The sequence below is a fragment of the Streptomyces buecherae genome (assembly GCF_014295035.1).
GTDB lineage: Bacteria > Actinomycetota > Actinomycetes > Streptomycetales > Streptomycetaceae > Streptomyces > Streptomyces youssoufiensis.
In genome coordinates, this window is sequence record NZ_CP060404.1 from 4338004 (window position 1) to 4357051 (window position 19048).

At 71.8% G+C, this 19048-nt stretch carries 15 protein-coding genes and 1 pseudogene; 10 read left to right on the forward strand and 6 right to left on the reverse strand.

Features of this window, described 5'->3' with window-relative positions; translation table 11 throughout:
* Positions 1 to 3: 3 nt before the first annotated feature.
* Entirely contained in the window at positions 4 to 924 is a 921-nt protein-coding gene (locus H7H31_RS16665) for a Cof-type HAD-IIB family hydrolase (RefSeq protein ID WP_187060004.1), read from the reverse strand.
* Positions 925 to 1268: 344 nt separating this feature from the next.
* Between H7H31_RS16665 and H7H31_RS16670 the strand changes: the two genes are divergently transcribed.
* The 5 genes from H7H31_RS16670 (at position 1269) to pspAB (ending at position 7141) form a co-directional block, all read left to right on the forward strand.
* A complete protein-coding gene (locus tag H7H31_RS16670) occupies positions 1269 to 2171 on the forward strand; it encodes a DUF72 domain-containing protein (protein WP_187059574.1) in 903 nt (300 codons plus the stop codon).
* Positions 2172 to 2598: 427 nt separating this feature from the next.
* The gene (locus tag H7H31_RS16675) at positions 2599 to 3501 is read left to right on the forward strand and encodes an LLM class flavin-dependent oxidoreductase (RefSeq protein WP_187059536.1); all 903 of its coding nucleotides are present in this window, start codon (positions 2599 to 2601) and stop codon (positions 3499 to 3501) included.
* Positions 3502 to 3809: 308 nt separating this feature from the next.
* Positions 3810 to 4712, forward strand: a complete 903-nt coding sequence (locus tag H7H31_RS16680) for a class I SAM-dependent methyltransferase (protein WP_187059556.1) — start codon at positions 3810 to 3812, stop codon at positions 4710 to 4712.
* A 494-nt stretch (positions 4713 to 5206) separates the two neighbouring features.
* Entirely contained in the window at positions 5207 to 6109 is a 903-nt protein-coding gene (gene htpX / locus H7H31_RS16685) for a zinc metalloprotease HtpX (RefSeq protein WP_187059653.1), read from the forward strand.
* A gap of 447 nt (positions 6110 to 6556) precedes the next feature.
* Positions 6557 to 7141: a PspA-associated protein PspAB gene (gene pspAB, locus H7H31_RS16690; protein WP_187062681.1), complete on the forward strand. Its 585-nt coding sequence runs from the start codon at positions 6557 to 6559 to the stop codon at positions 7139 to 7141.
* Positions 7142 to 7362: 221 nt separating this feature from the next.
* On the opposite strand, the gene H7H31_RS16695 is transcribed toward pspAB, so the two are convergent.
* The 5 genes and pseudogenes from H7H31_RS16695 to H7H31_RS16715 all read right to left on the reverse strand — a co-directional run bounded on the left by H7H31_RS16695 (position 7363) and on the right by H7H31_RS16715 (position 13659).
* Complete coding sequence (locus tag H7H31_RS16695) at positions 7363 to 7887, reverse strand: hypothetical protein (RefSeq protein ID WP_254391305.1); 525 nt, start codon at positions 7885 to 7887, stop codon at positions 7363 to 7365.
* A gap of 661 nt (positions 7888 to 8548) precedes the next feature.
* Positions 8549 to 9302 (reverse strand): annotated as a pseudogene (locus H7H31_RS34795) (MerR family transcriptional regulator); the annotation flags it as partial.
* A gap of 240 nt (positions 9303 to 9542) precedes the next feature.
* Positions 9543 to 10556, reverse strand: coding sequence for a metal-dependent hydrolase (locus H7H31_RS16705; RefSeq protein WP_187062673.1), 1014 nt, complete (start codon positions 10554 to 10556; stop codon positions 9543 to 9545).
* 151 nt (positions 10557 to 10707) lie between these two features.
* Positions 10708 to 12537 carry an SDR family oxidoreductase gene (locus H7H31_RS16710; protein WP_187062683.1) on the reverse strand — a complete coding sequence of 610 codons (1830 nt, stop codon included), beginning with the start codon at positions 12535 to 12537 and terminating at the stop codon, positions 10708 to 10710.
* 252 nt (positions 12538 to 12789) lie between these two features.
* Positions 12790 to 13659, reverse strand: a complete 870-nt coding sequence (locus H7H31_RS16715; protein WP_187062674.1) for a M24 family metallopeptidase — start codon at positions 13657 to 13659, stop codon at positions 12790 to 12792.
* Positions 13660 to 14082: 423 nt separating this feature from the next.
* On the opposite strand from H7H31_RS16715, the gene H7H31_RS16720 reads away from it, so the two are divergent.
* The 5 genes from H7H31_RS16720 to H7H31_RS16740 all read left to right on the forward strand — a co-directional run bounded on the left by H7H31_RS16720 (position 14083) and on the right by H7H31_RS16740 (position 18827).
* Complete coding sequence (locus tag H7H31_RS16720; protein WP_187062684.1) at positions 14083 to 15192, forward strand: ABC transporter ATP-binding protein; 1110 nt, start codon at positions 14083 to 14085, stop codon at positions 15190 to 15192.
* Positions 15182 to 16120 (forward strand): ABC transporter permease, encoded by a 939-nt coding sequence (locus H7H31_RS16725; protein ID WP_176162842.1) that lies wholly within the window; start codon positions 15182 to 15184, stop codon positions 16118 to 16120. The genes H7H31_RS16720 and H7H31_RS16725 overlap by 11 nt, the downstream gene beginning before the upstream one ends.
* Positions 16121 to 16271: 151 nt before the next feature.
* Positions 16272 to 17189 carry an ABC transporter ATP-binding protein gene (locus H7H31_RS16730; RefSeq protein ID WP_187062675.1) on the forward strand — a complete coding sequence of 306 codons (918 nt, stop codon included), beginning with the start codon at positions 16272 to 16274 and terminating at the stop codon, positions 17187 to 17189.
* 18 nt (positions 17190 to 17207) lie between these two features.
* Positions 17208 to 17927: an ABC transporter permease gene (locus tag H7H31_RS16735; RefSeq protein ID WP_187062676.1), complete on the forward strand. Its 720-nt coding sequence runs from the start codon at positions 17208 to 17210 to the stop codon at positions 17925 to 17927.
* A 411-nt stretch (positions 17928 to 18338) separates the two neighbouring features.
* Positions 18339 to 18827, forward strand: a complete 489-nt coding sequence (locus H7H31_RS16740; protein ID WP_187062677.1) for a hypothetical protein — start codon at positions 18339 to 18341, stop codon at positions 18825 to 18827.
* The last annotated feature ends 221 nt before the right edge of the window (positions 18828 to 19048 follow it).

Genomic DNA, 19048 nt, shown 5'->3' on the forward strand with positions numbered 1-19048 from the left:
CCCTCAGCGGTTCAGCACGCTCTCGATGACGGCCGCCACGCCGTCCTCGTTGTTGGCCAGCGTGTGTCGGCTCGTCGCGGCGAGGACGGCGGGGTGCGCGTTGGCCATCGCGTACGACATGCCGGCCCAGGTCAGCATCTCCAGGTCGTTGGGCATGTCCCCGAAGGCCATCACCTGGTCGCGGGTGATGCCGCGCTCGGCGCAGCACTGCTCCAACGTGCTGGCCTTGCTGACGCCGAGGGCGCTGATCTCCAGCAGGGCGCTGGGGCTGGAGCGGGTGAACGAGGCGTGTGCCCCGGCGGACGCGCGGGCCAGGGCGAGGAAGTCGTCCGGGGCGAGGTCGGGGTGGTAGGCGAGCAGCTTGAGAACGGGCTGCTCCGCCTGGTCAGCGTCCTCGGACAGCAGCTTCTCGACGGGGCCCAGCGTCAGGGCGGCGTCGAACGAGAGCGGCGGGTACTGCGGTTCGTGGTGGATGCCACCGGTGCGCTCGACGGCGAACGCGGTACCCGGCGCGGCGGCGCGCAGCGCGTGCGTGACGGCGAGCGCGTCCTCGGGCAGCAGCGGGCGTACGCGGACGAACCGGGGCTCCTGGTGCAGGTCCACGACCGCCGCCCCGTTGGCGCAGATGGCCAGGCCGTGACCGTGTACGTGGTCGCTGACGACGGTCATCCAGCGGGCCGGGCGACCGGTGACGAAGAAGACGTCGATGCCCGCGGCCTCGGCGGCTGCCAGGGCGGCGACGGTGCGCTCGGACACGGACTTGTCGTCGTGCAACAGGGTGCCGTCGAGGTCGGTCGCGATGAGCCGGGGCACGGTGGGGGCCGCGGGGACGGCGGGCGCGTCGTCGGTCGCGGGCGCGGCGTCCGCGCCGTCGGTCGCGGGGGGCTCGGGCTGCTGCTCGGTAGCTGGGGTCACGCCTGCCATCCTTCCGCATCGCTCCGCACTGGTGTGCGTACGGGCGTGCCGGGGCCTGCGCACGCCCCCTCGCGGTTCGGGCAGCGGGGGGATCGGGGTCGGGGTCAGGGGGCTCGGGCCCAGCCTGGAAGCGGGGCCGGGGCCGGGGCCGGTGCCGGGTCCGGGGGTCGGGTCGCGGTGGGGACCAGGCGTCGCTGAGCGGTGACCGGCCGTCCGGGTCTCCCAGGCCGTCCAGGTCCTCCCAGGTCTCCCAGGTCCGCTGGGGGAGCTTCGAGCAGGCGTCGGTCGACGCGGCGGAGGCCGCTGGGCGCCCAGGGACGTTGACGCGGCCGGGCCCGGGGAAGACGGGCGACATGGGACGGATACGGGTCGGCACCTGCTCATGGACGGACAAGGCGTTGGTGGCCAGCGGTTGGTACCCGACTGGCCACCGGGACCCGGAGGGCAGACTGCGGCACTACGCCAGCCGGTTTCCGGTGGTGGAGGTGGACGCCACCTACTACGGCCTGCCGAGCGCGCGTAACAGCCAGCTCTGGGCCGCGCGCACACCGGCCGACTTCCGCTTCAACGTCAAGGCGTTCTCCCTGCTCACCGGGCATCCGACACGGGCCGGCGCGCTGCCGGCCGACCTGCGCCCGGCGCTCGCCCGCCAGGGGCCCCGGGCCGGCACCGACCCGGGGCTGCTGGACGAGGTGTGGAGCCGGTTCAGTGGAGCGCTGGAACCGTTGCGAGGCGCCGGACGGTTGGGGACCGTGCTCTTCCAGTTCCCGCGCCACCTCGCGCCCGGCAGGTCGGCGGAGGCGTACCTGCGCCGGTGCCGTGAGCGCGCGGCGGGTTGGCCGATGGCCGTGGAGTTCCGGCACCCCGGCTGGTGGCAGGAGGACCGCGAAGCCGCGACGGCCGACCTGCTGACCGAGTTGGACGCGTCTGCGGTGGCCGTGGACATGGCGCGGACGCTGCCCACCTCCATACCACCGGTCGCGCGGGTCACCCGGCCCCAGCTCGCGGTCGTACGTTTCCACGGCCGCAGCGACGCCTGGGGGACCGGCTCCAAGGAGGACCGGTTCCGCCACGACTACACGCCCGCCGAACTGTCGGAGTGGACGCCCCGCGTCCGCGCGCTGGCCGAGCAGGCGGACGAGGTACACGTCCTCTTCAACAACTGCTGCGCTGATGCCGCCGTCAGGGCGGCGGGGTCGATGCGCGACCTGCTCGGCCTGCCCGCGCCGGCCACCGGAACGCTCGACGAAGGCTGACGGGGGGCCTGGGTGAGGCTGGGGGCCTGACCGGCGCGGGGGTCGTCGTCCGCTGATGCGTGTGAGGTGGTGTTCGCGGTGGCGCGCGGGGCGTGGGGGGCGCGCGTGGTGCGCGGCTTCCGCGTGCGGGCGTGCGGCGGGGTGGGACTGGCGGATGGCCTGGCGGGCGCGGACGGGTCGGCGGGCGGCTTGGTGACGGGCGGACGAGCGTGCGGCGGTGGGGCTGGTCGGGTGGCGGGTGGCCTGGCGGGCGCGGGCGCGTCGGCGGGTGGATGTGAGCCGTCTCGCGCAAGGGGTGTCGGCGGGCGGATGTGAGCCGTCTCGCGCGAAAGGTGTCGCGGGTGGGCCGGCGACGAGGCGGGGGCGGGGGTGGCGCGGTTGGTGGGCGGCGTACCGGAGTGTCGTACCCGGCCCCTACTCTCGACCCATGCGACTGAGCACCGTGATTCTGCCGATCCGCCGCTGGTCCGACGGTGGTCGTGCGGAGTGGGAGCGCGCCGAGGACCTCGGCTTCCACACCGCCTACACCTACGACCACCTGTCCTGGCGGACCTTCCGTGACGGCCCGTGGTTCGGCGCCATCCCGACGCTGACCGCCGCCGCCACGGCGACCTCTCGCATACGCCTCGGCACGCTGGTCACGTCGCCGAACTTCCGCCATCCGGTGACGCTCGCCAAGGAACTCATCACGCTCGACGACATCTCCGGCGGCCGGATCACGCTGGGCATCGGCGCGGGCGGCTCGGGGTTCGACGCGACGACGCTGCTGGGGAGTGGTCAGGAGCCGTGGTCGCCGCGTGAGCGGGCGGCGCGGTTCGGCGAGTTCGTGCCACTGCTCGACCAACTCCTGGTGGAGGGCGAGGTGACCGCCGAGGGCGCCTACTACGCGGCCGGTGCGGCGCAGAACATACCCGGCTGCGTGCAGCGGCCCCGGCTCCCGTTCGCGGTCGCCGCGACCGGGCCACGCGGGCTGCGGCTCGCCGCGCGGTACGGGCAGGCGTGGGTGACCACCGGCGATCCGAAGTTGGCGGAGGACGCCACCACCGCCGACTCGCTCGCGGCCATCGGTCGACAGGTCGAGCGGCTCGGCGAGGCGTGCGCGGAGACGGGTCGTGACGTCGGCGAGCTGGAGAAGATCCTGCTCACCGGCTTCACCCCGGACCGGCCCCTGGACTCGGTGGGGGCGTTCGTGGACTTCGCCGGCGCGCACGCGGAGCTCGGCTTCGACGAGATCGTGCTGCACGCCCCGATCCCCGACTCGGTCTTCGCCGCCGACCCCGCGGTCTTCGAGAAGATCGCGACGGAGGGCCTGGCCCAGCTCAACGGCTAGGAACGCGGGCTGCGGGGGCGCGGCGGCTCGGGGGCGCGGTGGCTCCGGGGCACGGTGGCTCGGGCGGGGGCGGCTCGGGGTCGGGGGGCGAAGGGAGAGGGCAGGCGTCCGTGGGCGGCGGTCACGTGAGAGGGGGTACGACTCGGGGTCGCCCCCTCTCGCACGGTGGCCGGTAGGTGGCGGCTTGGGCAACCTCTGGTGAATGGCCAGAGGACAGGCGCTGACCATGTAGTTCATCTGACTGACGGCCTTCAACGGCTGGCTGACACGGCTTCACAGCGCCGGGGCGCGCGCCTAGGGTCCGCTGTGTGAAGTTCCACAGCACCCTGATCGCTTCCCGTTCCGCCCGTCGCGCGCTGCGGCCCGTACTTGACCAGCTCGACCAGCGCATTGACAGAAAGCTTCGCTCAGCCCGCCGTGAACTCACCGTCCTCCGCGAGGAGCTGCGCCGCGCGCACTCCACTGACCTGCTGCTCGGGCGCGACGGCAGGCTGACCGACCGGCAGCCAAGCCGCGAAGAGATCGTGGAACTCGCTGCTCAGATCGCCGTCGTGACCGGACGCGACGGCGCGTACAAGGAAACCGTTCTGGCCTACCGCACCCTGGTGGAGCTGGAGAACCGTGGCGTCGGGCGCATCGCCGGCTCCACCCGCAACATCCTCGGCAAGCTCGCCGCCACGCCGCTGCTCAACCCGCCGAACGGCGAGATCCTGGAGATCGGCACGCTGTACGGGCTGTTCGCCGGTGGCATGGCCCGCCAGTTGCTGCGGACCGGCCTTCCGTATCAGCTCACCATCGTTGACCCGCTCTCCCCCGTGCAGCTCCAGCCCGGCTTCGAGATCTCCTCCGACCCGTCGGGCACTCCCGTCACGGAGGCGGTGGTGCGCGCGAACCTCGCGTACGCCGGCGTCGAGGACGCGCGGCTGCGACTGCGCAAGGGCTTTTCGGAAGACCCCGCCGTACGCGAGGAGCTGTCCGACCGGCAGTACGGCGTCCTGATCATCGACGGCGACCACTCGTTCGAGGGGGTCGCCAACGACCTGGAGTGGGTCGAGCAGGTGGCCGCGCCGGGCGCGGTGATCGTGATGGACGACTACGGAGACGGCCGGTGGGCCGGCGTACGCGAGGCCACCGAGAAGCGTCTCGCGGGCGACACCCGGCTGCGCATGATCGGCCAGGTCGCCACGAGCGCCTTCCTCCGCGCCACCTGACCCCACCCTCCTCCACTACCCCCACCCCTTTCTTACCCCCCACCCCTATGCCACCTCCGCCACTTCGCGGCGGAACACACCCCGCACCGCGCCGGTCGGCCGCGCCCAGGCGCTGGGCCGGGCCGGCGCGGCGCTGTGCTCCGTACCGGTCGGCCGAGGCGCGCGGCTGGGCCGGTCTGGCCGACCGGCGACCGGCCGAGAACCCCGCTCGGCGATGCAACGGCGCGCCTCACACCTGGTCGGCGCAGGAGCGTGCCGGATCGGAATCGGCGTTCCCCGTACCCCCGCCGCACCCGCGTTGACCTGCGCGGTTGTCTGGTCCAGGGAGGCTGGTGGCACTCCTTCGCCAGAGTGTGTCGAGGCCCCCGCACGACCGGTCGCGCACCTTTCTCCGCCCCTGGGCCGCGCTCCGCTCACAGCGCCCGAGGTCTGCACTTATCTCACGAATACCCCACAAAGGGGGAGAATCGTAAGAGAGCGCAGAGGAGGGGCTTATGTCACGTACGCGATTCGCGCCGGACCGCGGGCTGGCCACGCGCATGGTGAGCACGATGTTCCTGATCGGGCTGCTGTACGTGGTACTCGTCGGCGTCCTGGTGGCGCTGCTGGGTAACGCGTGGCCCATGATCGTGCTGCTGGTGGGCGGGATGTTCATCGCCCAGTTCTGGTTCAGCGACCGGATCGCGGCGTTCAGCATGGGCGCGCGCGAGGTCACTCCCGAGCAGGCACCCGAGCTGCATGGCGCCGTGGACCGGCTGTGCGCCCTCGCCGACATGCCCAAGCCCCGGGTGGCCATAGCCGACAGCGACGTACCGAACGCCTTCGCCACCGGCCGCAGCCAAGAGAAGTCGCTGGTCTGCGCCACGACCGGGCTGATGCGCCGGCTGGAACCGGAGGAACTGGAGGGGGTCATCGCGCACGAGCTGTCGCACGTCGCGCACCGTGATGTCGCGGTCATGACCATCGCCTCCTTCCTCGGCGTACTGGCCGGACTGATCACCCGGATTGCCCTGTGGGGCGGACTCACGCGGGGCAACAACCGGGACAACGGCCTTGGCATCGCCCTACTCGTCATCCCGCTCGTCAGCGCCGTCGTCTACGTCATCAGCTTTCTGCTGACCCGGCTGCTCTCGCGCTACCGCGAACTCTCCGCGGATCGCGCCGCCGCGCTGCTGACCGGCCGACCCTCCGCGCTCGCCGCCGCGCTGACCAAGGTGACCGGCGAGATGGCCCGCATCCCCACCCGCGACCTGCGACAGGCCGAGCCGTACAACGCGTTCTACTTCGCCCCCGCCTTCTCCGGCAGCAGCCTCAGCAAGCTGATGTCCTCGCACCCGACGCTGGAGCAGCGGTTGGACCAGCTCGGACGCATCTCCGCACAGCTCGGCCGACCCTGATTGCCCCGCCCCCGTCTCTCCCCTCGCTCCGTTCGCCGGTCTCCCGCGCTTCTGGCCAGAGCCCGACCAGCCTCTGACCGGGTGGCCTGCTTCGGCCCCCGGCTCGGGCCCGGCCTCGTCGGTCAGCCCTTCCGAGTTCGTCGGCGGTCGCTTCGGTGTCGCCGGTCAGCCGGTCAGCCGGTCGCTGCGGTCGTCGTGGTCAGGCGGTCTCTGCGGTCGTCGCCCGGCGGTCGCTCTGGTCGGCGGCCTGGCGGTCGGTCTGCCGGTCGGTCTGGCCGTCGCTTCGGGACGGCTCTGGCGATTGCCTCGTCCGATGCGCGGCTCGCGGTATTGGCGGGATGGGGTGGGGCTGGTCTGGGCGACGCGACTGTCGGGCTTGCCTCCCCTCCCGCCCCGCCCCCCCTCCCACCTCCCCCCTCCCCTCCCGCCTCTGAAAGGACGATCTTCGTGGGCTTCTTGGACACCCTGCTCGGCCGCAGCAAGCCGGCCCGTCCGAACCTCGACCAGTTGTTCGCACTGCCGTCGGCGGCGATCACCCTGGAGTCCGGCGCGGGGTTCACGCCGACCGGGCAGGGCTCGGTCTGCTTCGCGAGCGTGGAGGGCGGCGCGTTCGCCGGCCTTCAACGCGAGGTACGCGACCTACTCGACGCCGACACCGAGCGCGGTGGCATTCCCGTCGAGTTCAGTCAGGACGCCTACGGCTTCACCTGGCTCCTCACCCAGCACGCCCCGGACGACACCGCCGGCCTGGTCAACGACCTGCACGCGGTCAACACCACGCTGCGCGACGGCGGGTTCGGTCCCCAACTCCTCTGCTCGCTGCTGGGCTTCCGCGACGCGCAAGGCCGCTCCCTCGCGCTCGTCTACCTCTACAAGCGCGGCACCTTCTACCCCTTCGCCCCACTGCCCGACGCGTCCACCAAGCGGGACAACGGACTCGAACTCCAGGTCCGCGCCCTGCTCACCGACGACCTACGCATCGAGAAGGACCTGGGCCGCTGGTTCCCGGTATGGGGCGCGCCGGGCCTCTGACGCCGTGGCCCGCTTCTCCTCCTGCCACCTCCGCTCGCCCCTCCGTCCTGACGCGTCGACTGGCCGCCCCCAGCCCCGGCGCGCGACCTTCGCTCGCCGACCCGGCCCGCGCGGCTCCCGGTCTGACCCACGACGCCGGTCTGGCTCGCGCTGCCGGCCTGGCGTGCGAGGCCGCCGCGCGTGCCCGCGCGTGGGGCCGCACCGACACGCCGGGTTTCGCCTCAGCGAATGATGCTGTTCAGCCAGGGCGTGAGGTTCCCCGGGCCCAGGACCGGCTCCTTGTACGTGACGTCGCCGGGCAGCGGAACGATCAGCATCTGGGAGGCCGGGAACAACCGGGTGCGTATCCAGGCCCGCCCGCCGAAGACGGCGTCGAGGAAGGCGGGCGCCTGCTCGCGCGGGACGCCGGTGAACTCCACGGTGTCCAGGGTGATGTTCGCGTCGCCCTCGCTGAACGTGTGGATCTGTACGGTCGGGCGCCCTGGGATCTCGATGAACGCCTCGTGCGGGAGTGAGCCGTCCGGGTCGGAGACGGAGAACGCCCCGGCGGCGAGGCGGCGTCCCGACTGATCCGCCCCGATGGAGTGCTCCACGCTGGCCTGGCGCCCGTACCGCTCCGCGACGGCCAGCACCGCGGCCACGGCGCTCTCCGTACTGTCGATACGCCGCCCGCCGGGCCCGTACGCCCCGGCCCCGCTCCCGCCATTTCCGCCCGGCGAACCGGGCGGGACGTTCGTAGGTCTCATGCCTTCCCATGATGCCGGAGGGATTGTGTGGGTGGAGTGGTGCGCCGTGGGCGCGGGACTGGGAGGTGGGCTGGTCGCGGCGCGGGCTGAGCTGGGTGTGGGTGTGGATGTGGGTGTGGAGACAGGCTGGCGCGGGTGGGGCTGGAACTGAGGCGGCCGGGCCGGGCGGCCCACACCCCGGTAGTTCAACCGCCGGGCTCCGCGGGCGGAGCCTCGGGTATGGCCAGGCGGTCCATGCGGCGGGCCCACACCTCGCGCTCCGCCGCGCCCGCTATGAAGGTGGACACGTTGGCGTCGCCGACCAACTCCCGCACAATGCGGACGATTTCAGCGGGCAGCGCGACCTCCGCCTGGTCGCCTTCAGGTCGTCGCCACTCGTCCCGCACGCCGGGGCCTCCAGCCGGTGGTTGAGGGGCGCTCCGGTCCCCCGGCCCGCTGTCGGTTCGCCCTCCGACCGGTCCGCTGTCCCCGCTGCTGGTGACAGCGTCGGGCGGGGGCCCTGACCGGGTGACGTTCTGGGCGTCGGGTGGGTCAGCCGGCTCGGGGGCTGGTCGGGAGTCGGGCGAGGGTTGGGCGCCGCCTGGCCGGCGAGGGTGGGGGTGAGCCGCGGCGGGCTGGAGGGTGCCGGGCCGGGGGCCGTCCGGGCGGGGCAGCGGACCGAACTGGTCGAGGTGGTGGTGCAGGTACCGGGTGGCCACCGCCCGCATCGCGCGGGCCAGTTCCGCGTCGATGGTCTGCTGCGCGAGCGGGCGGAAGCGGCGGATCAGGAACGCCGCCTCCTGGGCCTCGGCGTCCGTCGGAGGGTGGTCCAGGTAGTGCTGGAACACGTGCTCCGTCGTGAAGTCCAGGAACCGGACCGCGATGTGTTCGATCTGACCGCGCACCTCCCGTACGTGGTCGGCGATGGCCAACAGCGGCACCCCAGCCGCGTGGAGTTCCGCCGCCACCGACAGCTCCCGGGGGCTGGGCACCACGTAGACATCCGAGCAGTCGGGGTCCGGCTCCAGGATGCCCAGTTCGACGGCCTCCGCGATGGCTGCCTGGTCGGGGGTCCCGCCGAACCGGTCGGCCAACTCCGCCCGGGTGATCCGGGCGGCCTTCTCGTCGGTCCACGGGCCCTCCACCTCGGCGACCAGCCCGAGCACCCCGCCCAAGTCGCGGCCCGCGTCCCACGCCTCAAGGAGTTCCTTGATGCTGGAGAGCGTGTAGCCGCGCTCCAGCAGCGCGGCGATCTGCTGGAGCCGGGCCAAGTGCGCGTCTCCGTACACGTTGGCCCGCCCGCGCCGCTCGGGCCTCGGCAGCAGGCCGCGGTCCTGGTACCCGCGGATGGTGCGGACCGTGGCGCCGCTGCGGTGGGCCAGCTCCTCGATGCGGTACTCAGGGGATGCGGCCGGTTCGGCGGTTGTTTCCGACACGCTGTGCCCCTTTCTTTCTTCCGGTGACTGTGTCGTCCTCGTTGTTCTCATCGCGGTAGCCATCGAGTGCTGTGCGGTCGTCGTGCGCGCGGGCCGCGTTGTCGTAGTGCTGCCTGCTGCCTGCTGCCTGCTGCCTGTCTACTGCTACGCGTTTCCTGTGTCCGCGGCTGCGTTGTTGCGTTGCGGCTTCGTGCGGTGGCGGGGTCGTGGGTGGGTTGGACGGTGGTTGTCGGCGGGCTCCTACAGCGTGGCGCGGGCGAACGCGCCTGCCGCCGAGCGAGCCGCGGGGGAGGAGGCCAGGTACTCCACGGCCCGGCGCAGCGAGCCCTCCTGCGAGGGGTGGTAGGACCGCTTCATGTAGCGGGGTATCGCTCGGCCCAACTCGCCCCAGGTGGGCAACAACCCCTTGGCCACCGCCCGGTTGTGCTCGCGCAGCGAATACCGCAGGCGTCGGCCCAGTAGCGGATCGTGGCGCAACAGGTAGGCGGTGCCCGACGCCCACAGCCACAACATCACGGGTGCCACCACGGCCATCGCGTACAGCCGTCGCGCGTAGCCGGTCGCGCCGGTGCCGGCGCAGTGCTGGTACATGTCGAACGCGACCGAACGGTGCTCGACCTCCTCGGCGCCGTGCCACCGCAGCAGGTCCAGCATGACCGGGTCGGTCTCGGCGTCCTCCAGCGCGTCGGCGCCGAGCACCCAGTCGCCGAGCACGGCCGTGAACTGCTCTATGGCCGCTATGACCGCAAGCCGGAAGCGCAACCACTCGCGTGGGGGCACCGGCTGCCTGAACGGCGGCTTGTCGCCGAGCAGGACGTCGAAGAGGAAGTCCAAGCGGCGCAGGTACGGCGCGGTGTCCAGCCCCTGGGCCGCGAGGTGGTCGAGGACGTAGGTGTGCTGCGTGCTGTGCGTGGCCTCCTGGCCCATGAACCCCTTCACGTCGCGCAGCAGGTCCGGGTCGGTGACCAGCGGCAGAGCCTCCTTAAAGACCTTCACGAACCACCGCTCGCCGGCCGGGAGCAGCAGGTGCAGCGCGTTGATCACATGGGTGGCCGTCGGCTCGCCCGGAATCCAGTGCAGGGGTGTCCCGTCCCAGTCGAAGGAGACCCGGCGCGGCGCGATGCGCGCGCCGCTGCCCGGCTCGCGCTCGGCGCTGCCGCCCGCAGGACGCTCACCGGTCCCACCGGTCCCAGCGGTCCCGCCCTGGTCCCCGTGCCCGTGCCCGTGCCCGCTCGGTACCGCACGTCCGTCCATGGGCGCACGACTCCTTTCCGGTGTCCCACCAGCCGCCCCGCAACCCCGCCGACGCCCGAGCGTTACGCGGTGACTGGTGACTGGTGACTGGTGACTGGTGACTGGTGACTGGTGACTGGTGACTGGTGGGCCTCGCCCGTGGGAAGCGGGGTCACCCCTTGGGTTCGAGCCTGGCCAGGGCGCGCAGGGCCTTGGGGGCGAAGCGGGACAGCAGGTGCGCGCCGCGGGCCTCCGGCGTGACCGGGACCACGGCCTGGTTGCGGGCCACGGCGCGCAGAATCGCGTCGGCGACCTTCTCCGGTGGGTAGTTGCGCTTGCCGTACAGCCGGGTGCTGCGGGTGCGGCGGCGCTGTTCTTCCTCGCGGTCCACGCCCACGAAGCGGGTCGTCGTGGTGATGTTGGTGTTGACGATGCCGGGGCATATCGCGGAGACGCCGATGCCCTTGCCGGCCAGTTCGGCGCGCAGGCACTCGCTGAGCATCAGCACGGCGGCCTTGGACGTGGCGTACGCCGGCAACATGCGGGTGGGTTGGAAGGCCGCCGCGGAGGCGGTGTTGACGATATGGCCACCCTGCCCACGGTCGGCCATCTGTTTCCCGAAGGTGCGGCACCCGTGGATGACACCCCACAGGTTGACGTCCAGTACCTGCTGCCAGTGCTCGGGGCTGGTGTCCATGAAGGCGCCGGAGACGCCGATGCCCGCGTTGTTGACCAGCACGTCCACCACGCCGTACGTGTCGGCGACCTTGTTGGCCAGCTTCTCCATCGCCAGCCCGTCGGATACGTCGACCTGCTCGCTCCACGCCTCCGGGGCACCGATGAGCCGGGACATCTCGGCGGTGCGGGCGGCGCCCTCCGCGTCCCGGTCCACGGCCACCACGCGTGCGCCCGCCTCCGCGAACGCGAACGCGGTCGCCCGGCCGATGCCGCTGGCCGCGCCCGTCACCAGCACGAGCTGACCGCCGAAGCGCGCCGCGTACTGACTCGTGGCGCGCGGCTTCCTGGCGGGTGTGCCGTCCTCCACGGTGGTGACGAACTCCGCGATCCAGGCGGAGATCTGGTCCGGCCGGGTCCGCGGTGCCCAGTGCTTGGCCACCAGGCTGCGCCGCGTCAACTGGGGCGCCCACTGGTCGAGGTCGTCGAAGACCTGCTCCGACACGAAGACGTCACCGGTGGGGTGGATGAGCTGGACCGGGACGTGCGCGTAGGCGTCGGTGCGTGGGCGGCGCAGCCTGGCGCGCACGTTGTCCCGGTACATCCACACGCCGCGGGCCCCGTCGGTGGGCAGTGACGAGGTCGGGTAGTCGCCACCGGGTTCGCCACGGGCGGGCGTCTTCTCGACCCGGGACAGCAGCGCTGGCCAAGCCCTGGCGAGCGGACCGCGCCACAGCGCTTCGGGCACCACGGGGGTGTGGAACGCGTACACGTACCAGGACTTGATGCCCTGGCCGAAGAGTTGGCCGACTCGGCGGGGAGTGGGCCGCGTGGCGCGCTTGTGCAGCCAGATGCCCAGATGGTCCAGGCAGGGTCCGGACATGGTGGTGAAGGAGGCGATGCGGCCCTCGGTACGCCCGACGGTGGCGAACTCCCAGCCCTGCACCGAGCCCCAGTCGTGCCCCACCAGGTGCACCGGCGCGTTAGGGCTGACGGCGTCCGCGACGGCCAGGAAGTCGTCGGTCAGCTTCTCCAGGGTGTAACCCCCGCGCAGCGGCTTGGGCGCGCTCGATCGGCCGCAGCCGCGCAGGTCGTACAGCACGACGTGGAACCGGTCGGCCAGCCGCTTCGCGACCTCGCTCCACACCTCCTTGCTGTCCGGGAAGCCGTGCACCAACACGACGGTCGGCCGCTCACGGTCGCCCAGTTCGGCGACGCACAACTGCACGCCGCCGGTGCTGACCCAGCGCTCGGTCGCCCCGGCCAGCGCTCCCGTTGCCACCGTGCCCTGCGCACCGGTGCTCGATGCCACTGCGTTCGCCTCCATTCCGTCGGCCTCCACGGCCTTGTTCGCTGCCCTGATCCTGCTGATCGCCCGGGAGCCGCTGACCTTCGCGACGCCTCGCGCGCCCGTGCCGCCTCCGCTCGTCACGCCGTTACCACCGGTGCGGGCCCCGCCCGCGTCGCGGGATCGGCCCGTGAAGCCAATTCGCCGTCCCCGACAGCGCCGTCGATCTCGTCTTCGCGATCGAAGCCCGTCGTACCCGGCGCTCGCCGTCCGGCCTTCCGGCGCGTGCGCTCACGCCGTCTTCTCCTCAGCCCACCGCCGCACGTGCGGGAGGTCGTCGTCCAGCCAAAAGGCGCTTTCTTCCAAATCCTTGGAATCGGTGACGACGAGTATTTCCTCGAACTTGGCGCCCACGCCCCGGAAGCCGAGGTGCGGTTCCACGGCCCACAGGCCGGGCTGGGGTGGGTGGTCGGAGAAGCGGTACGGGCTCCATAGCGGCGACCAGCCCTCCCGGTGCCCGTGCAGCGCGTCGCTGGCCAGGCCCCTGAGGCTCTGCGTGCCGAACCCGAAGGCCGTGGGCGCCCAGCGGCGCTGCTTGACCCGGTCGACCTTGTGGGCGATGACGCCGAAGGGGTAGGCGCGGTGGCGGTTGGTGTATCCCTGCCGGGCCATCAGCCGCTCCACGTCCTCGTATATCTCGCGCAGCGGGCGCCGCTCCCGCACCTCGCGCAGCATCAACTCGCGGTGTGCCTCCAGGTCGGCGAGCAGCCTGTCGTGCAGTGGGCTCGGGCCGAGGCAGCCGGAGTAGCCGATGTCCGCCGTGTAGCCGTTCAGTATCGGGGCCATGTCGAGGATGAACGGCATCCCCGGCTCCAGCTTCCGGTTGGTGGGGAAGAACTGGAGCGGGAAGCGGAAGTTGGTGAAGGCCGTGCGGTCGCCGAACCATGCGAACGGCAGGTGGAACCAGTCGCGCACGCCGCGCTCGCGTAGCCATTCCCGCTGCATCCGCGCCGCCTCGCGCTCGCTCACGCCGGGGCGCAACTGCCCGGCGACGGCCTCCGCGCATTCGTAGGCGAGCCGCTGCACCTCGCGGAACCCGCGCAGCTCGGGCGCGCGGCCGGCGCGTCGCGCGCTGAGCCGATCGTCCACCGATGTGGTCATGACACCCGTCCCGTCCCTAGGTCATGAAGCCCCGTTGCGGTCCCGGGCCGAGGGCAGGCCCGCGGACAGGGGAGGCCAACGGACACGGAAGGTTCGGGAAGGCCCGTCTTCCGGCCCCGCAACTTGACACTGATGAATGTGACAATGAGCGCCGGCTACGTCAATAGCTCCGACCAGCCTGTGGAAAACCCTCGGTAACACCTGGCACCGCCCGCGGAGCGTCCTTGTGGGGCAGGGCCACCCTCACCCCGACCCTTACGTCGAAACCGCTGGTCATGCCAGGTCGGAGCGACGAAGGAGTACGCCGGGTGTTCTCCTTCGGGCCCGTACCCCTACGGGCTCCTACGACTCCGGTCGTAGGGCGAAGGGGCCCGTGGAGGGACGCCGGAAGCCAGAAGCGGCACTACCTTCGAACACGTGACTGTGATCGCTACCGAAGGTCTGAGCAAGCGGTTCCCCCGGGTGACCGCCCTGGACCGGCTCTCTCTCGACATCGCCCCGGGCGTGACCGGACTGGTGGGCGCCAACGGCGCCGGCAAGTCCACGCTGATCAAGATCCTGCTCGGCCTCTCGCCCGCCAGCGAGGGGAAGGCCGCCGTGCTCGGCCTCGATGTCGCCAGCGAAGGCGGGGCGATCAGAGAGCGGGTCGGGTACATGCCCGAGCACGACTGTCTGCCGCCGGACGTCTCGGCGACCGAGTTCGTCGTGCACATGGCGCGCATGTCCGGGCTGCCACCGTCCGCCGCGCGCGAGCGCACGGCGGACACGCTGCGCCACGTCGGTCTGTACGAGGAGCGGTACCGCCCGATCGGCGGCTACTCGACCGGCATGAAGCAGCGGGTCAAGCTCGCGCAGGCGCTCGTCCACGATCCGCAGCTCGTGCTGCTCGACGAGCCGACCAACGGCCTCGACCCGGTCGGCCGGGACGAGATGCTCGGCCTGATCCGCCGCGTGCACACCGACTTCGGCATCTCCGTCCTGGTGACCTCGCACCTGCTCGGCGAGTTGGAGCGCACCTGCGACCACGTCGTCGTCATCGACGGCGGCACGTTGCTACGGTCCTCGTCGACCGACGACTTCACCCAGGCCACGGCCTCGCTCGCGGTGGAGGTCACGGACAGCGACGCGCATCCGGACGGCACGGCCGCGCTGCGTAAGGCGCTCGAAGGCGCGGGGATCGCGGTGGCCACGGCCGAGCGGGAGGCGGACGGCTCGCCGACGTCCACCCGGGTTCTGTTCGTCGAGGTCACCGGCGATCCGACGTACGACGCGGTGCGCGACGCGGTCGCCGGACTCGGCCTCGGCCTGGTGCGGATGGAGCAGCGCAGGCACCGCATAGCGGAGGTGTTCCGCACCGACTCCGCGACGGCCGGCCCGTCCCCCGGGGCCAGGCCGCAGCCGTCCCCTTCGCAGCCCGCGGTCGGCGAGCCCGCCCCGCGGTCCGCTGCCCCGCACTCGCCCGCTCACCAGCACCCCGCGCAGCAGGACGCCGCGCGCCAGCACCAGGAAGGAGGCAGCGGCGATGTCGCCTAAGACGCAAGCCGGCGATGCGCCCGGCGCGCGGCAGGCCCCGCGCGGCGCGGCGCCGGCCGCCGATGTCATCCACAACATCGGCTACCGGCACTACGACGGCCCGCGCCTCGGCCGCGCCTACGCCCGCCGCTCGCTCTTCTCGCAGAGCCTGCGCGGCGCCTACGGGCTCGGCCGTTCCGCCAAGTCCAAGGTGCTGCCGATGCTGCTGGTCGGCGTGATGTGCCTGCCCGCGGGAATCATCGTGGCGGTCGCCGTGGCCACCAAGACCGATGAACTGCCGGTCGAGTACACGCGGTACGCGATCATCCTGCAGGCCGTGATCGGCCTGTTCGTGGCCGCTCAGGCACCCCAGTCGGTCTCGCGCGACCTGCGCTTCAAGACCGTGCCGCTGTACTTCTCGCGGCCGATCGAGACGACCGACTACGTGGTCGCGAAGTTCGCCGCGATGGCCTCGGCCATCTTCCTGCTCACCGCGACACCCGTGCTGATCCTCTATGTGGGGGCGCTGCTCGGAAAGCTCGATTTCGTGGACCAGACGAAGGGGTTCGCACAGGGAATGCTGTCCGTGGCTCTGCTCTCGCTCCTCTTCGCCGGCATCGGCCTGGTGATCGCCGCACTCACACCGCGCCGCGGCTTCGGCGTGGCCGCCGTCATCGCCGTGTTGACCATCTCGTACGGTGCGGTCAGCGTGATGCAGGGCATAGCCGACGAGCAGGGCGAGACCGGCGCGATCGAGTGGATCGGCCTCTTCTCACCGATCACGCTCATCGACGGCATCGGATCCGCCTTCCTCGGCGCGACGTCCGCCGCGCCCGGGCAGTTCGGCCCGGACGCAGCGGTTGGCGTCGTGTACCTGCTGGTGTACGCCGTGCTGGTCGCCGGCGCGTACGGGCTGCTGGTCCGGCGCTACCGGAAGGTCGGGCTGTGATCAACCGCGTGCGAGCGGGGCGCCCGGCTGATCGATCCGCGACCGCGATCGATCGACCGCTGGCGCGCCACCCGCACGGTCACCGCCGCCTCTCGGACGCGTCCGCCCGTCCGTCGCCCGCCACCACCCCTCGAAGGAATGGGCCGCGCCCATGAGCACTCTCATCATCGACAACGTCTCGCGCTGGTTCGGGAACGTCGTCGCCGTCAACGACGTGACGATGACCATCGGCCCGGGTGTGACCGGCCTGCTCGGCCCCAACGGCGCCGGCAAGTCCACGCTGATCAACATGATGGGCGGCTTCCTCGCGCCCTCCACCGGCTCCGTCACGCTGGACGGCACGCAGATCTGGCGCAACGAGCAGAGCTACCGGCACATCGGCATCGTGCCCGAGCGCGAGTCGATGTACGACTTCCTCACCGGGCAGGAGTTCGTGCTGGCCAACGCCGAACTGCACGGGCTCCCCAAGCCGCGCGCCGCCGCACAGCGGGCGCTGGCCACGGTGGAGATGGAGTACGCGGCGGGCCGCAAGATCTCCACGTACAGCAAGGGCATGCGGCAACGCGTGAAGATGGCGTCCGCGCTGGTCCACGACCCGTCCGTGCTGCTGCTCGACGAGCCGTTCAACGGCATGGACCCGCGCCAGCGGATGCAGCTCATGGACCTGCTGCGACAGATGGGCGCCGAGGGGCGCACCGTGCTGTTCTCCTCGCACATCCTCGAGGAGGTCGAGCAACTGGCCGCGCACATCGAGGTGATCGTCGCCGGTCGGCACGCCGCGTCGGGTGATTTCCGCAAGATCCGCCGGCTGATGATCGACCGCCCGCACCGCTACCTGGTGCGCTCCAGCGACGACCGTGCGCTGGCCGCCGCGCTGATCGCGGACGCCTCCACGGCGGGCATCGAGGTGGACGCCGCGGAGGGCGCGCTGCGCATCCAGGCCGTCGACTTCAACCGGTTCACCGAACTGCTGCCGCGCGTCGCCCGCGAGCACGGCATCACGCTCCTCACGGTCTCGCCTTCGGACGAGTCCCTGGAGAGCGTCTTCTCCTACCTCGTCGCGGCATAACGCAAGGAGCCCTCAGCGATGTACAACCCCACGGTCGCCCGGCTCACCTACCGGGCGTTGCTCGGCCGGCGCCGCGCACTGATCCTCTTCTCGCTGCCCGCGCTGCTGATCGTGATCTCGATCGCGATCCGGCTGATGACGGGCGCCGACGACGCCACCGCCGACGCGATCCTGGGCGGCTTCGCGCTGTCCGTGATGGTCCCGCTCATCGGCGTCATCGCGGGTACCGGCGCCATCGGCCCGGAGATCGACGACGGTTCGGTGGTGTATCTGCTGGCCAAGCCGGTGAAGCGGCCAACGATCATCGTCACCAAGCTCTTTGTCGCGGTCGGCGTCACGATGGCCTTCTCCGCCATACCCACCCTGATCGCCGGCCTGATCCTGAACGGCAACAGCCAGGGCATAGCCAGCGCGTACACCTCGGCCGCCGCCATGGCCTCCATCGCCTACAGCGCCATCTTCCTGCTGCTCGGCACCGTCACCCGGCACGCGGTCGTCGCCGGCCTGGTGTACGCGCTGGTGTGGGAGTCCGTGTTCGGTACGTACGTCTCCGGCGCGCGCCAACTCAGCGTCCAGCAGTGGTCGCTGGCCGCCGCCGAGAAGATCGGACAGGGCGACGTCATCACCTCCGACGTGGGCCTTCCGGTGGCCGTCGTGCTGCTCGTCGGCGTCACGGTGGCCGCCACCTGGTACGCGGGCCAGAAGCTGCGCGGCCTCACGCTGGCCGGCGAGGAGTAACGGGACCACCGCGCCTCCACCCGACGATTGGCAGTCGTCGGGTGCGGGCGCGCGGCGGGTGGCGTGGCGCTGAGGGCTGGTGGCGTCGCGCTCGTCGCCGCCCGGCTCCGGCCTGGACTGGCCGGGCTGGACGCACGCGCGTGGCGGGAGCGCCTTCGTCGTGGGGTCGAACCCCCCTCGCGTCGCCTGGAGATGACCGCTGACACGGGCGCGGTGCCACGTAGAGGGTATGGAACCGGCCATCACACGGGAGGGCGACCGCGTGGGCACCGTACGGCCATCGGCCCGCCACCTCTAGGTGGCCGCCACCTCAACGGCACTTGTACAAACCAAAGGTTGAACAGTTTTTGACCGTTGGCATGGGGGTTGCCGTGGGGGGTGTTGTCAGAGGTGGCGAGTAGCGTCTGTGGCATGGGGTACTCGGGTTGGATCATCGTCGCCAAGGGCGATGACACGCTAGCGAAGGAGCCCGCCGTCGCCGCCCACGGGAGCGCGGTCTTGGCGGAGTACGTCCGGGGGGACTGGCGCGAACTGTGGCTGAATGACGGCTGGGGGGTACGGCCGAGCCCGTCGGTGGCAGAGCTGGTCGCGACGACGGGCGCCCCGGCCATGGCGATCTACGTGATGGACGAGGACTGCGCGGTGGCGTACGGGGCGACGCCGTCGGGCCGGCGCTGGGAGGGGGTGTTCTCCGAGGAGGCGGCGACGGCCTATGAGGCGATGCCGCCTGACTATCACCGGAGTCAGGCCGTTGCCGACGCCCTGACCTGGGCCGAGGAGGCCGGCCTGACCTGCTGCCCGCCCGAGCCCGTGGAGGCGGCCCTGCGCGACGGCTGGTACTCGGACCTGTTGGAGCGCTTCGGCCTACCGGAAGGCGTGGAGGTACACCGGGCACAGTGAGGGAGGCCGCGCTCGGCGGCAGTCCGGGCGCCGGCGCGAGTCCGGGCCCACGCCCGACAGCGGTACGGATGCGTGGTGGGCGGCGGGCGGTCGAGGCTGGCGTGCACGCCACCGTCCACGAGGGGCGGGCCTCCTTGGGTGAGCGCTTCGCCCGCCCATGTGAGGCTCGGTTGTGCGGTTGCCTGACCGTGCACGTCGTTTCCCCCGCCGCATCCTCTGGG

Coding starts and splice junctions, on each gene's coding strand:
- H7H31_RS16665 (WP_187060004.1), bottom strand. CDS start 924: ATGGCAGGCGTGACCCCAGCTACCGAGCAGCAGCCCGAGCCCCCCGCG.
- H7H31_RS16670 (WP_187059574.1), top strand. CDS start 1,269: ATGGGACGGATACGGGTCGGCACCTGCTCATGGACGGACAAGGCGTTG.
- H7H31_RS16675 (WP_187059536.1), top strand. CDS start 2,599: ATGCGACTGAGCACCGTGATTCTGCCGATCCGCCGCTGGTCCGACGGT.
- htpX (WP_187059653.1), top strand. CDS start 5,207: ATGTCACGTACGCGATTCGCGCCGGACCGCGGGCTGGCCACGCGCATG.
- H7H31_RS16695 (WP_254391305.1), bottom strand. CDS start 7,887: ATGAGACCTACGAACGTCCCGCCCGGTTCGCCGGGCGGAAATGGCGGG.
- H7H31_RS16705 (WP_187062673.1), bottom strand. CDS start 10,556: ATGGACGGACGTGCGGTACCGAGCGGGCACGGGCACGGGCACGGGGAC.
- H7H31_RS16710 (WP_187062683.1), bottom strand. CDS start 12,537: ATGGAGGCGAACGCAGTGGCATCGAGCACCGGTGCGCAGGGCACGGTG.
- H7H31_RS16715 (WP_187062674.1), bottom strand. CDS start 13,659: ATGACCACATCGGTGGACGATCGGCTCAGCGCGCGACGCGCCGGCCGC.
- H7H31_RS16725 (WP_176162842.1), top strand. CDS start 15,182: ATGTCGCCTAAGACGCAAGCCGGCGATGCGCCCGGCGCGCGGCAGGCC.
- H7H31_RS16730 (WP_187062675.1), top strand. CDS start 16,272: ATGAGCACTCTCATCATCGACAACGTCTCGCGCTGGTTCGGGAACGTC.
- H7H31_RS16735 (WP_187062676.1), top strand. CDS start 17,208: ATGTACAACCCCACGGTCGCCCGGCTCACCTACCGGGCGTTGCTCGGC.
- H7H31_RS16740 (WP_187062677.1), top strand. CDS start 18,339: ATGGGGTACTCGGGTTGGATCATCGTCGCCAAGGGCGATGACACGCTA.